Here is a 16,040-nt window from a genome sequence, read left to right as displayed (position 1 = left end):
CAGGAAGCAGCAACATCAGCGATGTTGTCCACTCACGGGCGCCCGAGACAGCAACATCGGCGAAGTTGTTGCCTCAAGGTCGGGCACGCCCGGTGCGGGACGCGGCATGGCGAGGCAGGTGGCATGCGGGCGCGCGGCGTGGTCAGCTATGCGGCATGGTCGGGTGGGGGGCGGGGTACCGGGCCGGGGTGCGGATGGACAAGGCCGAGCGTGCGGAGCTGCGGCGGCTCGTGGCGGACTTCAGGCGGTGGGGTCGGCTCGCCCAGGATGTGCGGGACCGGCACCGGCTCGTCCAGCAGGCGGCCGGCGCCACCGAAGGAGCCATGCGGGACCGTAGCGTCGTGGTCGATCGCTCCGGCCGGGCCGCGTGGCGGGTGCTCGCGTTGCGGGAGAGTGATCGTGACGTCGTCCGGCGACTCCAGCAGCGGGCCCTGCTTCCCGCGACGACCGCCGCCGACGACGCCCTGCTGCGCCTGCTCACCGATGACGCACCCCGCGCCGTCGGCGACCTCGCACCCATGCTCGACGTACGCCGCTATCTCGCCGGGCCGGCCAGGAAGCAGTCAGCGGCCACCGCCGCGACGTTCCTGCGTCACCGGCACGCGGAAATCACTGCCGCTGGCGGCCCCGAGCGGTTGGCGTACCTCGGCCTCCCGACCGCACCTCCCGACCCGGTCCGGGACAGCCTCCGCGACCTGCTCGACCCGTCCCTTCGCTTCGCGCTCCTCGCCGAGCCGACCGGCCCGGAGCCTCAGCTGGTGGACCGGTCGGTCTTCGCGGGACTGCCGGCGGCACTGGCCGCCATCGACAAGGTCGTGGCTGGCGAAGCCGCGTACCGGTCGGCGGCACGTGAAGCGGGTGAGCAGGTCAGACAACGTGAGGTGCAACGAATCCTGCGGGACATGCCGGTGGAGGCGCTGCGGACCGTCACCCGCGACCGGTTCCGCCTCGGGCCGCTGGCCGATGCCGGAATCGTCACGGTGCAGGACGTGCTGCACCATGGCCCATCGCTTCAGTCGCTTCCGGGTGTCGGGGAGACCTCGGCGCGCCGCCTGATCGGCGCAGCCCGCACCCTCCGGCAGACCACCCACGACGACACACCGGTTCGCATCGACGTCGAGCACCGCCACCCGGACTCCACCCACCTGCTGCGGTGCCTCGCCGAGTGGGACGCGCACCGGCGTACCCGAGGCGCGGCAGCCGACCTCGAACGCGCCGCCGAACTCGCGCCGCTGGGCGGCACCATCGACCGCCGGACCAGCCACCTCCTGGTGGTGCCGACCCGAGGGCTCGCCGCCGACGGGCTGGGCGAGAGCATCGAGATCGTCAAACGGCGAGCGGACCTGCTCGTCAGGTCTTCCGCGCCCGGCCGGCGGAGTCTGCCCGCCGACCCGTGGGACGACTTCCTCACCCGCCCGGCCGACTACTTCGCCATGCTCGCCGAGCTGGGATTCGCCACCGGCGACGAGAACGCGGTGCACGGCGACCTCCCGGACGAGATCATCCAGGCGGTACGCGACCAGGTACTCGACGGTGCCCACCTGACCGCGTCCCTGCGCGGTTACCAGAGCTTCGCCGCCCGCTTCGCCCTGGTCCAGCGCAAGGTCATCGTCGGTGACGAGATGGGCCTCGGCAAGACCGTCGAGGCGCTCGCGGTGCTGGCCCACCTGCACAGCAGGGGGAGCAGCCACTTCCTGGTGGTGTGCCCGGCGGCCGTGGTGACCAACTGGGTTCGTGAGATCAGCGGCAAGTCGACGCTGCGTCCACACCGGGTGCACGGCCCGGGACGCGATGCCACGGCCCGCGCCTGGCGGCGGGACGGAGGCGTGGCGGTCACCACCTACGAGACCCTCGCGTGGTGGGGGTCGGAGCTGCGGGAGTTGCCCGACCTGGCGTGCGTCGTGGTCGACGAGGCCCACTACGTCAAGAACCCACAGGCGCAGCGGTCGATCAGGACGAAGGAACTCGTCGGGCGCGCCGAACGGGCGATCCTGCTCACCGGTACGCCACTGGAGAACAAGGTCGACGAGTTCCGCAACCTCGCCTCCTACGTACGCCCCGATCTGACGGTCGACGCCACCGACCTGTCACCCGCGCGGTTCCGGCGGCAGATCGCACCGGCGTACCTGCGCCGCAACCAGGACGACGTGCTCGACGAACTGCCCGAACTCATCGAGGTCGAGGAGTGGCTGCCGCTGTCTCCGGCGGACACCACGCGCTACCGCGAGGCGGTCGAGCGGGGCAACTTCATGCGGATGCGCCAGGCGGCCATGCTCCAGGCCGCCGAGTCGACAAAGATGCAGCGCCTCGTCGAGATCGTCCGGGAGGCGGCCGAGAACGAGCGCCGCGTCATCGTCTTCTCCCATTTCAGGGAGGTGCTCGACCTGGTCGCCCGTACCCTTCCCGGCCCGGTCTTCGGTCCGCTGACCGGCTCGGTGCCGGCCAACCACCGGCAGCGGATGGTGGACGAATTCTCGGCCGCCCGGCACGGTGCCGTCCTGGTGGCCCAGATCGTGGCCGGTGGCGTCGGGCTCAACATCCAGTCCGCCTCCGTCGTCGTCATCTGTGAACCTCAGCTGAAACCCACCACCGAGGCCCAGGCCATCGCCCGGGCGCACCGGATGGGGCAGGTCCAGTCAGTGCAGGTGCACCGGCTGCTCTCCGAGGATGGTGTCGACAAGCGGATCACGGAACTGCTGGCGGACAAGCGCCGCATCTTCGACGACTTCGCCCGGGTCAGCGACACGGCCGACGCGAGCCCGGAGGCGGTGGACCTGTCCGAGGCCGAACTCGTCCAGGAAGTGGTCGCCGCCGAACGCCAACGCCTCCTCGCCCCCGCACCCAGCCTCCAGCCCCAGCACGCGCCGTCGTAACCCACGTCGCCGAAGCGCGGCAGTAGAGGTATCGACCGCCCGGCGTGTCGACTACCGCAGCTGCCACGGGACCAGATCGATCGCGACAGCGACCCGGGCGAGCGTCGGCGCATGCCGACAATTGGTCCAGGCATGCGCGATGCCGCGCCAGCCTCGCGCACCGCCGGCCGATCTGGAGCAGTGTCGTACGCGGACAGTGCCGCCCGGATCTGCTCGACGCCCTCGACCCTGGTAGTCGCGTCGGCAGGTCGACTGTCCTGGCCGAGCAGCAACGCCTGATCGATCCGCAGCGCGACAGCGATGTCCCGTAGCGCCGAGCGGGTCGGCGAACACCTGCTGCGACATGCGCCGCCGCGCCCGCCAGTCCCCCCGTTCCTCCTGGCACAAGATCTTGGAAAGTTTCCGTTAGCGGCTCGGAAACTTTCCAAGATCTCGTTCCTCTGGTGGTGCACAACGGCCGCGTGTGGGTCCGATCCTCCTGAGCTGGTTGACCGACGGCAAGCGAGGCGTGGCGTTGCCGACGCAGGTCAGTCGACTCGGAGCGAATCAGTGATCGCTTCGGCGACCGCCGGGTTGCTGGACACGGCGACGAGAACTACCTGCCGGTCGGGAACCACCACCACCTGCCGCGTCCGGCCATCGGGCAACGCGTCGCCGCCGCGCAGGACAGGGTGGCCGAAAGCGTCGCCCGTCTCGGTGGCGAGCTGGGCCACCGGGTCGAGATCGAGATTCGCAAGGCGTATCTCGGCGTAGTCGACGCGAGGTGTCGGCAGCACGGCGCAGCCTGCGATCAAATCGACATCGACGATGTACGTGTCGCGCATCGGCGTACCGCATTTGGTGGCATTGCGCGGCCACCCCGCCGGCACCGAGATCCGTACGCCCTCGCTGGCGACCTCCTGCTGGGGGGTCGGACCGCGATCCCGTATGGCCGCAGTCACCACCATGCCGAGGGCGAGAAACACCACGATCGCGACGGCGGCCACCACGATCGGTGAGCCCCTGCGGCGTCTCAGGTCGAGGCCCATTCACGCTCCTCGCCAGCTTGTCCGTCGGTTATGCGAGCCAGAATCGACCGGACAAATCTATCCGTGCCGCCGAAGATGTGAGGCCTGACGGGTCTACGGTCGGTCACCGCGATTCGTTGGTGCTCTCAGCTCGACAGGGCCGTGACCAGGCATGGCCCCGGTGCGCAGCTCGCGTCACCGTTGAAGCAACGCCTCGGGCGAAGGCCCGCGCGCGGACGAGAGCCGGGCAAGGCGGGTGGCGGCGAGGGTGGCGGCCCTGACTTTCATGCCGGCCGTGGCGTGGGTAGGCGCAGACCGTGCATGCCGCCGTCGACGGCCAGCACGCTGCCGGTGGTCGATCCGGACAGCGGACTGGCCAGATACGCGACGGCGGCGGCGACCTCCTGCGGGGTGGTGAGGCGACCGGTGGGCTGCCGGGCCCGCAACGCAGCCAGTTCCGCCGCCGGGTCGTCGGCGGCTTCGAGCAGCCGCCGTACCCACGGGGTGTCCGCGGTGCCCGGGTTGACGCAGTTCACCCGGATGCCGTCGGTCACGTGGTCGGCGGCCATCGCCAGGGTGAGCGCCTGCACCGCGCCCTTGCTGGCACTGTAGAGGGCCCGCTGCGGCAGCCCGAGCCAGGCGGCGATGGAGCCGATGTTGACGATCGCGGCGTGCGCGGAGGCGCGCAGGTGCGGCAGCGCGGCCCGGGTCACCCGGACGATGCCGACCACGTTGACGTCGAGCACCCGGTGCCATTGCTCGTCGGTGTCGGCCTCGATGGTGCCGACCGCACCGACGGCAGCGTTGTTGACCAGGATGTCGAGGCCGCCGAGGGCGGCATGGGCGGCGGCGATCGCGGCCCGTACCGAGGCGTCGTCGGTCACGTCGGCGGCCAGGCCGAGCAACGGCTCGGGTACCTGCTGCGGGTTCAGATCCAGGCAGGCCACCCGGGCACCACGCTCGGCGAGCAGGGTGGCCGTGGCCAGGCCGATGCCGGAGGCGCCGCCGGTGACCACCGCCGCCAACCCGGCGAACTCGCCCGGGCCGGCGGATCTGCCGGCCGATCCCGGCCCGTCGTCGGTCACGCCGGAGCCAGGGTCTGACGTTGCCGGCCCAGGCCGTCGATCTCCAACTCGACCACATCCCCGGCGACCAGGTACGGCTTGGGCTCCGGCTGCCCGAGGGCGACGCCGGCCGGGGTGCCGGTGTTGATCACATCGCCGGGGTAGAGCACCATGAACTGGCTCAGGTAGCGGACGATCTCGGCCACCGGGAAGACCATGTCCTTCGTCGTGCCGTCCTGCCGCAGGGTGCCGTTGACCCAGAGCCGGAGCCGCAGGTCCTGCGGATCGGGGACCTCGTCGGCGGTCACCAGCCACGGGCCGAGCGGGTTGAACGTCTCGCAGGACTTGCCCTTGTCCCACTGGCCGCCCCGGTCGAGCTGGAACTCCCGTTCCGAGACGTCGTGCGTGATGGTGTACCCGGCGACGCAGCCCATCGCCGCCTCGGCCGACGGCAGGTAGCGCGCCTTGCGGCCGATGACGACGGCGAGTTCGACCTCCCAGTCCGTCCTGGTGCTGCCGCGGGGCACCAGCACCGGGTCGTCGGGACCGACCACCGTGTCCGCCGCCTTGAGGAAGACCACCGGCTCGGTGGGTAGGGCCGCCCCGGTCTCGGCGGCGTGGTCGCGGTAGTTCAGCCCGATGCAGACGATCTTGCCGGGGCGCAGCGGGGGACCGATCCGCAGGTCGGTGGGGTCCATCGGAGACAGGTCGTGCGGGGCGATGCCGGCCAGGCGGGCCAGGCCGTCGGTGCCCAGGAAGGCGGGGTCCAGGTCGTCGGTCACGCCGCTGAGGTCACGCAGTTGGCCGGCGTTGTCGAGCAGCGCCGGGGTCTCCCGCCCCGGCGGGCCCACTCGCAGCAGCTTCACCGTCACCCCCAGATACCGCGGCGCGAACGAGCCGCAAGACATGTGATGTCTACCAGGTGATCGTGACGCCTCACAAGGCCCATGATCGACCGCGATCTTCCTCGGGGTCGGCAGCTCGACCGGGTCGCAGGTCCTGCCCGGCCCAGGGCCGTCCGACCCGTCCGCAGGGGACTCCGGCCGCTGGTCCGCGCCACGCCCGGGCGCTGCACTGGAAGCAGGACGGAGAGAGGTGAGAACGATGACGTATCTGATTGTCGTGGGCGTCGATGGTTCGGACGGTGGGCGGCGTGCCCTGCGGTGGGCGGTAGGTGAGGCGGCCGAGCGCAAGGGCACCGTGCAGGCGGTGACCGCCTGGCGGTGGGACGGCCTGGACGGTGGTGCCATGGTCGCGCCGAACCCGATCGAGGAGGAGGAACGGGCCACCGCCCTGCTGGCGCGGGAGATCGGCGAGGTCACCCGGGGCACGTCGGCGGCGCCGGTGTCGGCCGAGGTCGTCGAGGGTCGGCCGGCCGACGTGCTCACCGCCGCGGCCCGCGGCGCCGACCTGCTGGTGCTGGGCAGTCACGGGCACGGCCGGCTGCGGCACACCGTGCTCGGCTCGGTCAGCGAGGAGTGCGTACGCAAGGCGACCTGCCCGGTGGTGGTGATCCCGGTGCCGGTGCCGGCGCCGAGTGGTTCCGCCGTGCCGGCGGTGCCGGCCTGAGGGCGACCGACGGGGGTTGCCGGTCTCTGACATGCTCTGGGCCGTGACGACCGGCCACCCCCGTTCCCACCGCCGCACCCGCCGGACCCGGTTCGGGCTGCTGTTCAGCCTCGGTATCGTGATCGCACTGGCCGTGGCGGCCGTGATCGTGCTGCGTCCGCCGGGGCCCCGCCCGCTGTTCCAGATGCCGGTCGCCTGCGGGGAGACCTGGCAGGTCGGCACCTACCCGGGGCACGGCGACTACGACGTGGACTTCTTCCCGCTCTCCGGCGATCCGTGGGGACAACCGGTGCTCGCCTCGTACGAGGGCACGGTCACCGTGGCCGGGATCAACGGTTCGCTTGGTGGTCGTACCCAGGACAATCCGGACGGTCCCCGGGGTCGTGGTGGTGGCTACTGGGTGAAGATCGACCACGGCGGCCGGTGGGAGACCCAGTACCTGCACCTGCTGGAGCCGCCGCTGGTGCAGGCCGGCCAGCGGGTCGTCCAGGGGCAGCAGATCGGCCGGATCGGCAGCACCGGCAACTCCGGTGCGCCGCACCTGCACTACGAGCAGCGGCGCGGCTGGCAGAAGGTGGAGACCTACTTCGACGGCGCCCCGTCGGGCATCACCCAGGACGACGCCGAGTACACGCTGCGACTGACCAGCAACAACTGTCCGTAGCGCGGGTGCTGTCGTACCCACCTGATGGGCTACGGCCATGGGTGTTCTCTACGACTACTTCCGGGCGGCGGACGACGCCGCCGCGATCGGGTTGATGGCGGAGCTCGACGGCGGTCCGGTCGCCGTGTCCGGGGGCCGCCCCGGGGTGGACGCGATCGACCTCAAGGGCATCGAGCCGGCGGTGACCCTCGGCAAGCTGATCGGCTTCGTGCGCGGGGTGGCCTGGTCCACTGACCTGATCGAACAGCGGCTGATCTGGAGCGGTGGCGACGAAGGGCCATGGTTGATCGTCCTCGACGACGCCACCAGGGACACCCTGGCCTCGATCACCGCCGCCCAGTCGCCCGAGCTGTCGGCGCGATGGGGGCGGATCGAGGAGCTGGCCTGGGGTGAGCCGCTGCCGCCCGGTGAACTGCTGCCGGTGATCGAGGAGATCAGCGCCCTGGCCCGCCGTGCCCAGGCCGCCGGTCACCACCTCTACTGCTGGTGCTGCCTCTGACCGCCTGGGTCACAGCTTGACGGCGAACCTGTCCGCCCGCCGGTCCGAGCCCTGCCGACCGGCGGTTCAGCGGTTAGCGTGGGCGAACAGGGAGGCGGCTACCAGGGCATTTTGCCACGTTTTGTGTTGACATCGATCGGTCAGGGGACCAGACTCGCAAGATCTTTCGACTGCCGCGGAAGAATCCAGGGGGAGGACCATGTCCAGGACCAGATTCAGGTTGGCCGGCGCGACGATCGCCCTGATGCTCGCCGCCGTGGCGGGATGCAGTGGGGGCGAGGGCGTCGACGTCGACGGCAACGACACGGCGGGTGCCGGCGGCGTGCTCAACGCCGCGATCGGCGGCGAGCCCGACCAGCTCGATCCGCACAAGACCTCCGCCTACTACAGCTTCCAGGTGCTGGAGAACGTCTTCGACACGCTCGTCGAGCCGGACGCCAACCTGGAGATGAAGCCTTCCCTGGCCACCGAGTGGACCACCAGCGAGGATCAGCTGACCTGGACGTTCACCCTCCGCGAGGGCGTCAAGTTCTCCGACGGCTCGCCGCTGACCGCCGAGGACGTCGTCTACTCCTACAACCGGATCATCGACGAGAAGCTGAACAACGCGTACAAGTTCGGCACCGTGAAGTCGATCGAGGCCACCGACCCGAAGACCGTCGTGGTGACCCTCAACGCGCCGACGCCGAACCTGCTGGCCAACCTCGGTGGCTTCAAGGGGGTGGCGATCGTCCAGAAGTCCAACGTGGAGTCCGGCGAGATCACCACCAAGCCGGTCGGCAGTGGCCCGTTCGCCGTGGAGAACTACAGCTCCGGCGACAGCATCCGGCTGGTCCGCAACGACAACTACTGGGGCGAGAAGCCCAAGCTGGACGGCGTCCGGTTCACCTTCGTCAGCGACCCCACCGTCGCCCTGCAGAACCTGCGCGCCGGTGAGGTGCACTGGACCGACAACCTGCCACCCCAGCAGGTGCCGGCGCTGCTCGACGGGGACGACCCGACGGTGCAGTCGGTGCCCTCGACCGACTACTGGTACCTCGCCCTCAACCAGGCGCGCAAGCCGTACGACGACGTCAACGTCCGCCGGGCCATCGCCTTCGCGCTGGACCGCGAGGCGATCACCAAGGCCGCCAAGTTCGGGCTGGCCACGGTCAACCAGACGGCGATCCCGCAGAACAGTGCCTTCTACTACGAGTACGCGCCGTACACGCACGACGTGAACCAGGCCAAGCAACTGCTCGACCAGGCCGGGGTGAGCGGCCTGAGCATGGATCTCATGGTCACCAGCGAGTACCCGGAGACGGTCACCGCAGCCCAGGTCATCGCCTCACAGTTGGAGGCCGTCGGGATCACCGTCGAGATCCGTACGCTGGACTTCGCGCAGTGGCTCGACGAGCAGGGCGCCGGCAACTTCGACTCGTTCATGCTCGGCTGGCTGGGCAACATCGACCCCGACGAGTTCTACTACGCCCAGCACCACAGCGACGGCACGTTCAACTTCCACGAGTACGCCAACCCGAACGTGGACCGGCTGCTCGACCAGGCCCGGACGGAGACCGACCAGGCCGCCCGCAAGCAGCAGTACGAGCAGGTGGCCAAGCAGATCGTGGACGACGCCAGCTACATCTACCTCTACAACCCCGACGTGGCCCAGGGCTGGTCGAAGCAGGTCAGCGGCTACGAGGTACGCACGGACCGGGCGATCCGGTTCCGTGACGTGGCCCTCGCCCGGTGACCCGGCGGGGGACCTCAGGTGGCCCGCTTCGTCATCCGTCGGCTGTTGCAGTCGGCAGTCGTGCTGCTCGGCGTGACCCTCGTGGTGTTCCTGCTGCTCCAACTGGTGCCGGGTGACCCGGTCCGGGTCGCCCTCGGCACCCGCTTCGACCCGCAGACGTACGAGGCGCTGCGGGCCCGAGCCGGGTTGGACCAGCCACTTGTGGCGCAGTACTTCGACTACCTGCGGCGGGCGCTGACCGGCGACCTCGGGGTCAGCTTCCGCAGTGGACGGCCGGTCACCGCGATCGTGCTGGAGCGGCTGCCGGCGACCCTGTCGCTGGCAGTCACCGCGGTGGTGTTCGCGATGGCGATCGCCTTTCCACTGGGGATCGTCTCGGCGATCCGCAGCGGCTCGCTCGTCGACCACGCGGCCCGGGTGTTCAGCCAGTTCGGTGTCTCGGTGCCGGATTTCTGGATGGGCATCATGGGCATCCTGCTCTTCTCCGGGGTGCTCGGTTGGCTGCCGCCGTCGGGGTACGTCGCGCTCACCGAGGACCCGGGGCGGTGGGCGTCCCACGTGGCGCTGCCCGCCGCCACGGTCGGCCTGGTCACCGCCTCGATCCTCACCCGGTTCATCCGCTCGTCGATGCTTGAGGTGCTCTCCGAGGACTACGTGCGCACCGCCGAGGCGAAGGGACTGCGTACCCGGGTGGTGGTGTTGCGGCATGTGCTGCGTAACGCCCTCATCCCGGTGGTGACCGTGGTGGCGGTGCAGTTGGCCAGCCTGCTCGGCGGGGTGATCGTGATCGAGGTGCTGTTCGCCTGGCCCGGCATCGGACGGCTCACCTACGACGCCGTCGCGGCCCGCGACTATCCGGTGCTGCAAGGGGCGGTGTTGCTGGTGGCAGCGCTGTTCCTCCTGGTCAACCTGCTGGTCGACATCCTCTATGCCCGGCTCGACCCGAGGATCACGGTCAAATGAGCGAGCGGACGATCAACCGCGAGGGACAGCTGCGCCGGGCGCTCGCCGCGCTGCGGCGTGATCCGCTGGCCCTGACCGGCAGCCTGGTGCTGGCGGTGCTGGTCGTCGTCGGTGTGGGCGGCTCCTGGCTGGCGCCGTCGGGCATCAACGAGGTGAACGTCGACCAGATGCTCCAGCCGCCGAGCTGGGCACACCCGTTCGGCACCGACGAGCTGGGCCGCGACGTGCTCAGCCGGGTCATGGTTGCCGCCCGGGTGTCGTTGCAGGTCGGCCTGGTCAGCGTCGGCATCGCGCTGGTGGTGGGGGTGACCCTCGGGTTGTTCGCCGGCTACTACCGTGGCTGGCTCGACAACGTGCTGATGCGCTGCATGGACGTGTTGTTCGCGTTCCCGGTGCTGCTGCTGGCGGTGGCGATCGTGGCGGTACTCGGTCCGGGACTGAGTACCGCGATGGTGGCGATCGGGGTGGTCTACACGCCGATCTTCGCCCGGGTCACCCGGGCCGGCGTGCTCTCGGTGCGGGAACAGGTCTTCGTCCGGGCCGCGGTCTCGGTCGGCGCGTCGGATTTGCGGATCATGCGCCGGCACGTGTTGCCGAACATCGCGGCACCACTGATCGTGCAGACGTCGCTCTCCCTGGCCTTCGCGATTCTCTCCGAGGCGGCGCTGTCCTTCCTCGGCCTCGGCGTCCAGCCACCGGATCCGGCCTGGGGTCGGATGCTGTTCGACGGGCGCGGGTTCGTCACCGACGCCTGGTGGCTGGGCTTCTTCCCCGGTGCGGCGATCTTCCTCACCGTCCTGGCCTTCAACCTGGTCGGTGACGCGCTGCGGGACGTGCTGGATCCCCGCCAGCTCACCGTCAGCGAAGCCAGGAGGAGCACCGCATGAAGCCGGTACTGGCCGTCGAGGACCTCACCGTCACCATCGGCACCCGGCGTGGGCCGGCCCACGCCGTCGCCGGGGTCGACTGGGCGGTGCGGCCGGGGGAGACCCTGGCGCTGGTCGGCGAGTCCGGCAGCGGCAAGAGCATGAGCGTGCTGGCCGCCACCGGACTGGCCCCCCGCACCGCGCGGGTGGCCGGGCGGGTGCACCTGCTCGGCACGGAGCTGACCGGGCTGGGCGAGGATCGCCGCCGGCAGCTGCGTGGGCGGCACATCGGGTTCGTCTTCCAGGATCCGATGACCTCGCTCAACCCGGTGCTCACCGTCGGTCGGCAGGTCACCGAGGCCGCCGAGGAACACCTCGGGTTGACCCGGCGGGCCGCCCGGTCCCGCGCCGTCGAACTGCTGGAGCTGGTCGGCATCCCGTCGGCGGGGCAGCGGGTGGACGCGTACCCGCACCAGTTCTCCGGCGGCATGCGGCAGCGGGTGGTGATCGCCATGGCGTTGGCCTGCGAGCCGGACCTGCTGATCGCCGACGAACCGACCACGGCCCTCGACGTCACCACCCAGGCCCAGATCGTCGAGCTGGTCGCCGACCTGCAACGGCGACTCGGCACCGCGGTCGTCTGGATCACGCACGACCTGGGCGTGGTGGCCGGCATCGCCGACACCGTGGCGGTCATGTACGCCGGCCGGATCCTCGAACAGGGGCCGGTCGACGCCGTCTTCGCCACGCCGTCGCACCCGTACACCGGGGCTCTGCTGGCCGCCCGTCCGGACCCGGCGGCCGGCGGCGCGGAACTGGTCACCATCGCCGGTGCGCCGCCCAGCCCGTTGGATCTGCCGGCGGGCTGCGCGTTCTGGCCCCGCTGCCCGGTGCGGGGTGACGCCCGCTGCGAGCATGAGCTGCCGCCGCTGGTGCCGGTCTCGGCCGGGCACCAGGTCCGCACGTTCTATCCGCAGCCGAGCGACGGGGAGCGCCAGTGAGCGAGCGGCAGCGAGCGGATCTCGGCACGGCCGTGCCGGCCGATGGCACGGCGCACGGCGGGGTGCCGAAGCAGCGGGAACCGGGCGAGGTGGTGGCCGAACTCGACGACCTTGCGGTGTGGTTCCCGACGCCGGCCGGTCTGGTGCGGGCCGTCGACGGGGTGTCGCTGCGGGTCCGGCGGGGGGAGACGCTGGGGCTGGTCGGCGAGTCCGGCAGCGGCAAGTCCACCACCGGGCTGGCCCTGTTGCGGCTGGTGGATCCCACCTCCGGCACGGTGCGGGTGGGCGGCGAGGACGTCACCCGCTGGTCCCGGCGACGGCTGCGGGCGCTGCGTCGTCGGGTGGCCATGGTGTTCCAGGACCCGCAGGCGTCCCTCGATCCCCGGCTCACCATCGGGGCGAGCATCGCCGAGCCGTTGATCGTGCACCGGCTCACCGACGGCGGTGCCGCCCGTCGCCGCCGGGTCGGCGAGCTGCTGGACATGGTGGGGTTGCGCGGCGAGCTGGCCGACCGGCATCCCCACGAACTCTCCGGCGGGCAACGGCAGCGGGTCGGCATCGCCCGTGCCCTGGCCGGCGAGCCGGACCTGATCGTGCTGGACGAGCCGATCGCGTCGCTCGACCTGAGCGTGCAGGCACAGATCATGAACCTGCTCCGCCGGCTGCAACGGGACCTGGGGCTGACCTACCTGTTCATCGCCCACGACCTGGCCGCCGTGGAGCACATGAGCGACCGGATGGCGGTGATGTACCTGGGGCGGATCGTGGAGAGCGGCACGCCCGCACAGATCTGGCGCGACCCGGCCCACCCGTACACTGCCGCGCTGCTGTCCGCGGTGCCGGTGGCCGACCCGCAGGTCGAGCGGGAACGCCGCCGGATCATCCTCAGCGGTGACATCCCCAGCCCGGTCGATCCGCCGGGCGGCTGCCGATTCCGCACCCGCTGCCCGCAGGCGCGTCCGGAGTGCGCCGAGACCGATCCGGTGCTGGCCGAGGTCGACCCCGACCATCGGGCGGCGTGCCTGTTCGCCAAGGAGGCCGTGCGCGCCATGCGGTCGACGTGACCCCGGTGCTCGCCGGCAGTTGGCGGGTCAGGGCTGCCGAAGCGGCCGGAACGCGGCCCGTACCTCGGCGGCGAAGAGTTCCGGCTCCTCCCAGGCGGCGAAGTGGCCGCCACGGTCGACCTCGTTGAAGTACGCGAGGCCGGGGTAGACGGTCTCGGCCCAGCTGCGGGGCGCGGCCCAGATCTCGCCGGGGAACGCCGTGAAGCCGACCGGTACGGCGACCGGTGGCGGAGGCTGGCCGGCCGCGTCGGCGGCCGCCTGGAAGCGCCCGAACTCCCAGTACCACCGGGCGGACGAGGCACCGGTTCCGGTCAGCCAGTAGAGCGTGATGTTGTCGACGACGGTTTCCCGGGTGAGACCACCCACCGGCTCGCCGTCGACGAACGCGCGGGAGATCTTGTAGTAGCTGTCCGTGTCGTGGTCAAGCATCCAGGCCGCCAGCCCCACGGGTGAGTCGAGCAGCGAGTAGCCGATCGTCTGCGGTCGGGTGGTCTGTTCCAGGAAGTAGCCGAAACCGTCCATGGTGAACGTGGCGAGCGCGTCGTGGGCCGCGCGTTCCGGCGCAGATTTCGCCGGCAGTTGATCCTTGAGACCGATCGCCGCGGCGAGCAGGTTGACGTGGATGCCGACCAGCCCGTCAGCTGCCTGGCGGCCCATCGCGTCCGTCACGGAGGAACCCACGTCGCCGCCCTGCGCGACGTAGCGCGAGTAGCCGAGGCGGTCCATCAGCTGTGCCCACGCCTGCGCCATCCGGGCGGAGTCCCAACCGGTCTCGGTCGGCTCGCCGGAGAAGCCGTAACCGGGCAGCGATGGCAGCACGAGGTGGAAGGCGTCCTCGGCCCGCCCGCCGTGCTCCGTCGGATCGGTGAGCGGGCCGACCACCCCGAGCAGTTCGACGACCGAGCCCGGCCAGCCGTGCGTCATGATCAGCGGCAGCGCGTCCGCGTGCGGCGACCGTACGTGGATGAAGTGGATCTCGACGCCGTCGATCTCGGTCGTGTACTGCGGCAGGGCGTTCAGCCTGGCCTCGCACGCGCGCCAGTCGTACTCGGTGGTCCAGTAACGGGCCAACTCCTGGACCGTCGCCAGCTGCACGCCCTGGGAGCGGTCGGCGACCAACTCCCGGGTGGGCCAGCGGGTGGCCGTGATCCGGCGACGCAGATCCGTGAGCGCCTCCTCCGGCGTGTCGAGACGGAAGGGACGCACCTCGTCGTCCTGGGACATGCTCACCACCTGTCGGGTCGGATCGAGCGGCGCCGGCCCGGCCGAGCCGTACGCGCTCATCCTCACATCGGGGTGCCGACGGGGGGACCGGAACAGAATTTGTGGATGGCCCCCGCCTTTCGGCACCCCGGGCCCGCACGTCGCACTAGGGTCGATGGCGAAGGACGCCGACCGGACCGGTACGGGGCAGGCAGGGACGAGGTCGGGGAGCGGGGGCGGTGATGGCCGACGGGTGCGGCGCACGAGACGTACGGCATGGCCCGCGACCGGTTCCGCGTGGCTGAGTGCCGGAGCTGACCGGGTGGCGGTGGTGGCGGGTACGTCCCACCGGCCGCGACGTGCCGACGGTCACGCCGTTCGAGATCTTCTTCGACCTGGTCTTCGTCTTCACGCTCACCCGCATCGTCGCGTTCATGGGCAAGCCACCGGATCCGGTGGCGATGGGCCGTGGGCTGCTACTGCTGATGCTGCTCTGGTTCGCCTGGTCGGGGTATCTCTGGCTGGGTAACCAGACCCGCGTCGATCGACCTCCGGTGCGCGTGCTGGTGCTGGCCGCGATGGCCGGGTTCTTCGTCGCCGCGCTGGTGATGCCGGGCGCCTGGGACAGCGCGCCGGGTCTGGACGGGCCGCTGGTGCTCGCCCTGTCGTACGTGCTGCTGCGCGCGATCCACCTGGCGCTCTACCACTGGGCGGGCGAGCCGGTGCTGCGGCGGCGGATCAGGCGGTTCGCCGTGGCGAGTGTGCTGGCCTGGGTTCCGCTCCTGGTCGGTGCCGTGCTCGGCGGCTGGGCGCAGACCTGGCTGTGGGTACTGGCCTTCCTGGTCGAGATCGGCGGGCAGCGCGGCGTGGTGCAGAGCCGCCTGGGCGGTTGGCCGGTGCGCAGCCCCGAGTACTTCGCCGAACGGCACGGACTCGTCCTGATCATCGCGCTGGGTGAGTCGTTCCTCGCCGCCGGGGTGGGCGTCGGCACCATGGTCACCAAACTTCCGGTGCTCGCCGGTGCGGTGGTCGGGTTCGTCCTGATCGCGTGCCTGTGGTTGGTCCACTTCGACCGGGTAAGTCCGCTCGCGGAGCGGGCGCTGCTGCGGGCCAGCGGTGAGCGGCGGGACCGGATCGGCGCGGATGTCTACTCGCTGGGGCATCTGCCGCTGATCGCCGGGGTGATCTACACGGCGCTCGGCTTCGAGGACGTGCTGGCGTTGATCTCCGCTGGCGGCAGGCCCGCTGGCGAGCCGTTGGAGTGGCCCGGGGCGGTGGCGCTCTACGGGGGCAGCGCGCTGTACCTGCTGGGTACCCTGCTGGTGCGATACCTGTCCGGCCGGGGCATCCGAACGAGTCAGCTGGTCGTCGCCGTCGTACCGCTGCTCCTGCTGCCGGTCGGCCTGGCGCTGCCGGCGCTGCTCGCCATCGGGCTGCTCACCACCTACCTGGTCGGCGTGGTCCTGCTGCCTGAGACGCCGCGCGGCGGACGTCGCCCGGCCGACGACCCGTCAGCGGGGTGACCCCCACTG

14 protein-coding genes are annotated in these 16,040 nt (G+C 71.0%); 10 read left to right on the top strand and 4 right to left on the bottom strand.

Translation table 11 applies throughout. The annotated features are described in order from the left end of the window. Positions 1 to 155 precede the first annotated feature (155 nt). Positions 156 to 2,873 carry a DEAD/DEAH box helicase gene (locus KBX00_RS04215; protein ID WP_301547269.1) on the top strand — a complete coding sequence of 906 codons (2,718 nt, stop codon included), beginning with the start codon at positions 156 to 158 and terminating at the stop codon, positions 2,871 to 2,873. Between the two features lie 527 nt (positions 2,874 to 3,400). Here KBX00_RS04215 and KBX00_RS04210 read toward each other — a convergent pair. The 3 genes from KBX00_RS04210 to KBX00_RS04200 form a co-directional block, all read right to left on the bottom strand. Beyond that, on the bottom strand, positions 3,401 to 3,901 hold the full coding sequence (locus tag KBX00_RS04210; RefSeq protein WP_210823361.1) for a hypothetical protein: 501 nt from the start codon (positions 3,899 to 3,901) through the stop codon (positions 3,401 to 3,403). Between the two features lie 263 nt (positions 3,902 to 4,164). Beyond that, entirely contained in the window at positions 4,165 to 4,965 is an 801-nt protein-coding gene (locus KBX00_RS04205; RefSeq protein WP_210823359.1) for an SDR family NAD(P)-dependent oxidoreductase, read from the bottom strand. After that, positions 4,962 to 5,810, bottom strand: a complete 849-nt coding sequence (locus KBX00_RS04200) for a fumarylacetoacetate hydrolase family protein (RefSeq protein ID WP_210823357.1) — start codon at positions 5,808 to 5,810, stop codon at positions 4,962 to 4,964. Before KBX00_RS04200 ends, KBX00_RS04205 begins: the two co-directional genes overlap by 4 nt. 238 nt (positions 5,811 to 6,048) lie before the next feature. Between KBX00_RS04200 and KBX00_RS04195 the strand changes: the two genes are divergently transcribed. From KBX00_RS04195 to KBX00_RS04160, 8 genes are all read left to right on the top strand, one after another. Beyond that, a complete protein-coding gene (locus KBX00_RS04195) occupies positions 6,049 to 6,513 on the top strand; it encodes a universal stress protein (RefSeq protein ID WP_210823355.1) in 465 nt (154 codons plus the stop codon). A 43-nt stretch (positions 6,514 to 6,556) separates the two neighbouring features. Further along, entirely contained in the window at positions 6,557 to 7,177 is a 621-nt protein-coding gene (locus tag KBX00_RS04190) for a M23 family metallopeptidase (RefSeq protein WP_307868040.1), read from the top strand. 37 nt (positions 7,178 to 7,214) lie between these two features. Continuing rightward, positions 7,215 to 7,676 (top strand): hypothetical protein, encoded by a 462-nt coding sequence (locus KBX00_RS04185; protein ID WP_210823351.1) that lies wholly within the window; start codon positions 7,215 to 7,217, stop codon positions 7,674 to 7,676. A 199-nt stretch (positions 7,677 to 7,875) separates the two neighbouring features. Next, positions 7,876 to 9,411 carry an ABC transporter substrate-binding protein gene (locus KBX00_RS04180; protein ID WP_210823349.1) on the top strand — a complete coding sequence of 512 codons (1,536 nt, stop codon included), beginning with the start codon at positions 7,876 to 7,878 and terminating at the stop codon, positions 9,409 to 9,411. Between the two features lie 18 nt (positions 9,412 to 9,429). Continuing rightward, a complete protein-coding gene (locus KBX00_RS04175; protein WP_210823347.1) occupies positions 9,430 to 10,374 on the top strand; it encodes an ABC transporter permease in 945 nt (314 codons plus the stop codon). Then, entirely contained in the window at positions 10,371 to 11,261 is an 891-nt protein-coding gene (locus KBX00_RS04170; protein WP_210823345.1) for an ABC transporter permease, read from the top strand. The genes KBX00_RS04175 and KBX00_RS04170 overlap by 4 nt, the downstream gene beginning before the upstream one ends. Next, a complete protein-coding gene (locus tag KBX00_RS04165) occupies positions 11,258 to 12,241 on the top strand; it encodes an ABC transporter ATP-binding protein (RefSeq protein WP_210823343.1) in 984 nt (327 codons plus the stop codon). The genes KBX00_RS04170 and KBX00_RS04165 overlap by 4 nt, the downstream gene beginning before the upstream one ends. A gap of 62 nt (positions 12,242 to 12,303) precedes the next feature. Further along, positions 12,304 to 13,305 carry an ABC transporter ATP-binding protein gene (locus KBX00_RS04160; RefSeq protein WP_210823644.1) on the top strand — a complete coding sequence of 334 codons (1,002 nt, stop codon included), beginning with the start codon at positions 12,304 to 12,306 and terminating at the stop codon, positions 13,303 to 13,305. A gap of 27 nt (positions 13,306 to 13,332) precedes the next feature. Here the strand turns inward: KBX00_RS04160 and KBX00_RS04155 are convergent, their stop codons facing one another. Beyond that, complete coding sequence (locus tag KBX00_RS04155) at positions 13,333 to 14,529, bottom strand: epoxide hydrolase family protein (protein WP_210823642.1); 1,197 nt, start codon at positions 14,527 to 14,529, stop codon at positions 13,333 to 13,335. A gap of 284 nt (positions 14,530 to 14,813) precedes the next feature. On the opposite strand from KBX00_RS04155, the gene KBX00_RS04150 reads away from it, so the two are divergent. Beyond that, positions 14,814 to 16,031 (top strand): low temperature requirement protein A, encoded by a 1,218-nt coding sequence (locus KBX00_RS04150; protein WP_210823342.1) that lies wholly within the window; start codon positions 14,814 to 14,816, stop codon positions 16,029 to 16,031. Positions 16,032 to 16,040: the final 9 nt, after the last annotated feature.

The organism is Micromonospora sp. C95 (assembly GCF_018070465.1).
GTDB lineage: Bacteria > Actinomycetota > Actinomycetes > Mycobacteriales > Micromonosporaceae > Micromonospora.
This window is presented reverse-complemented; position numbering and strand designations above follow the sequence as displayed.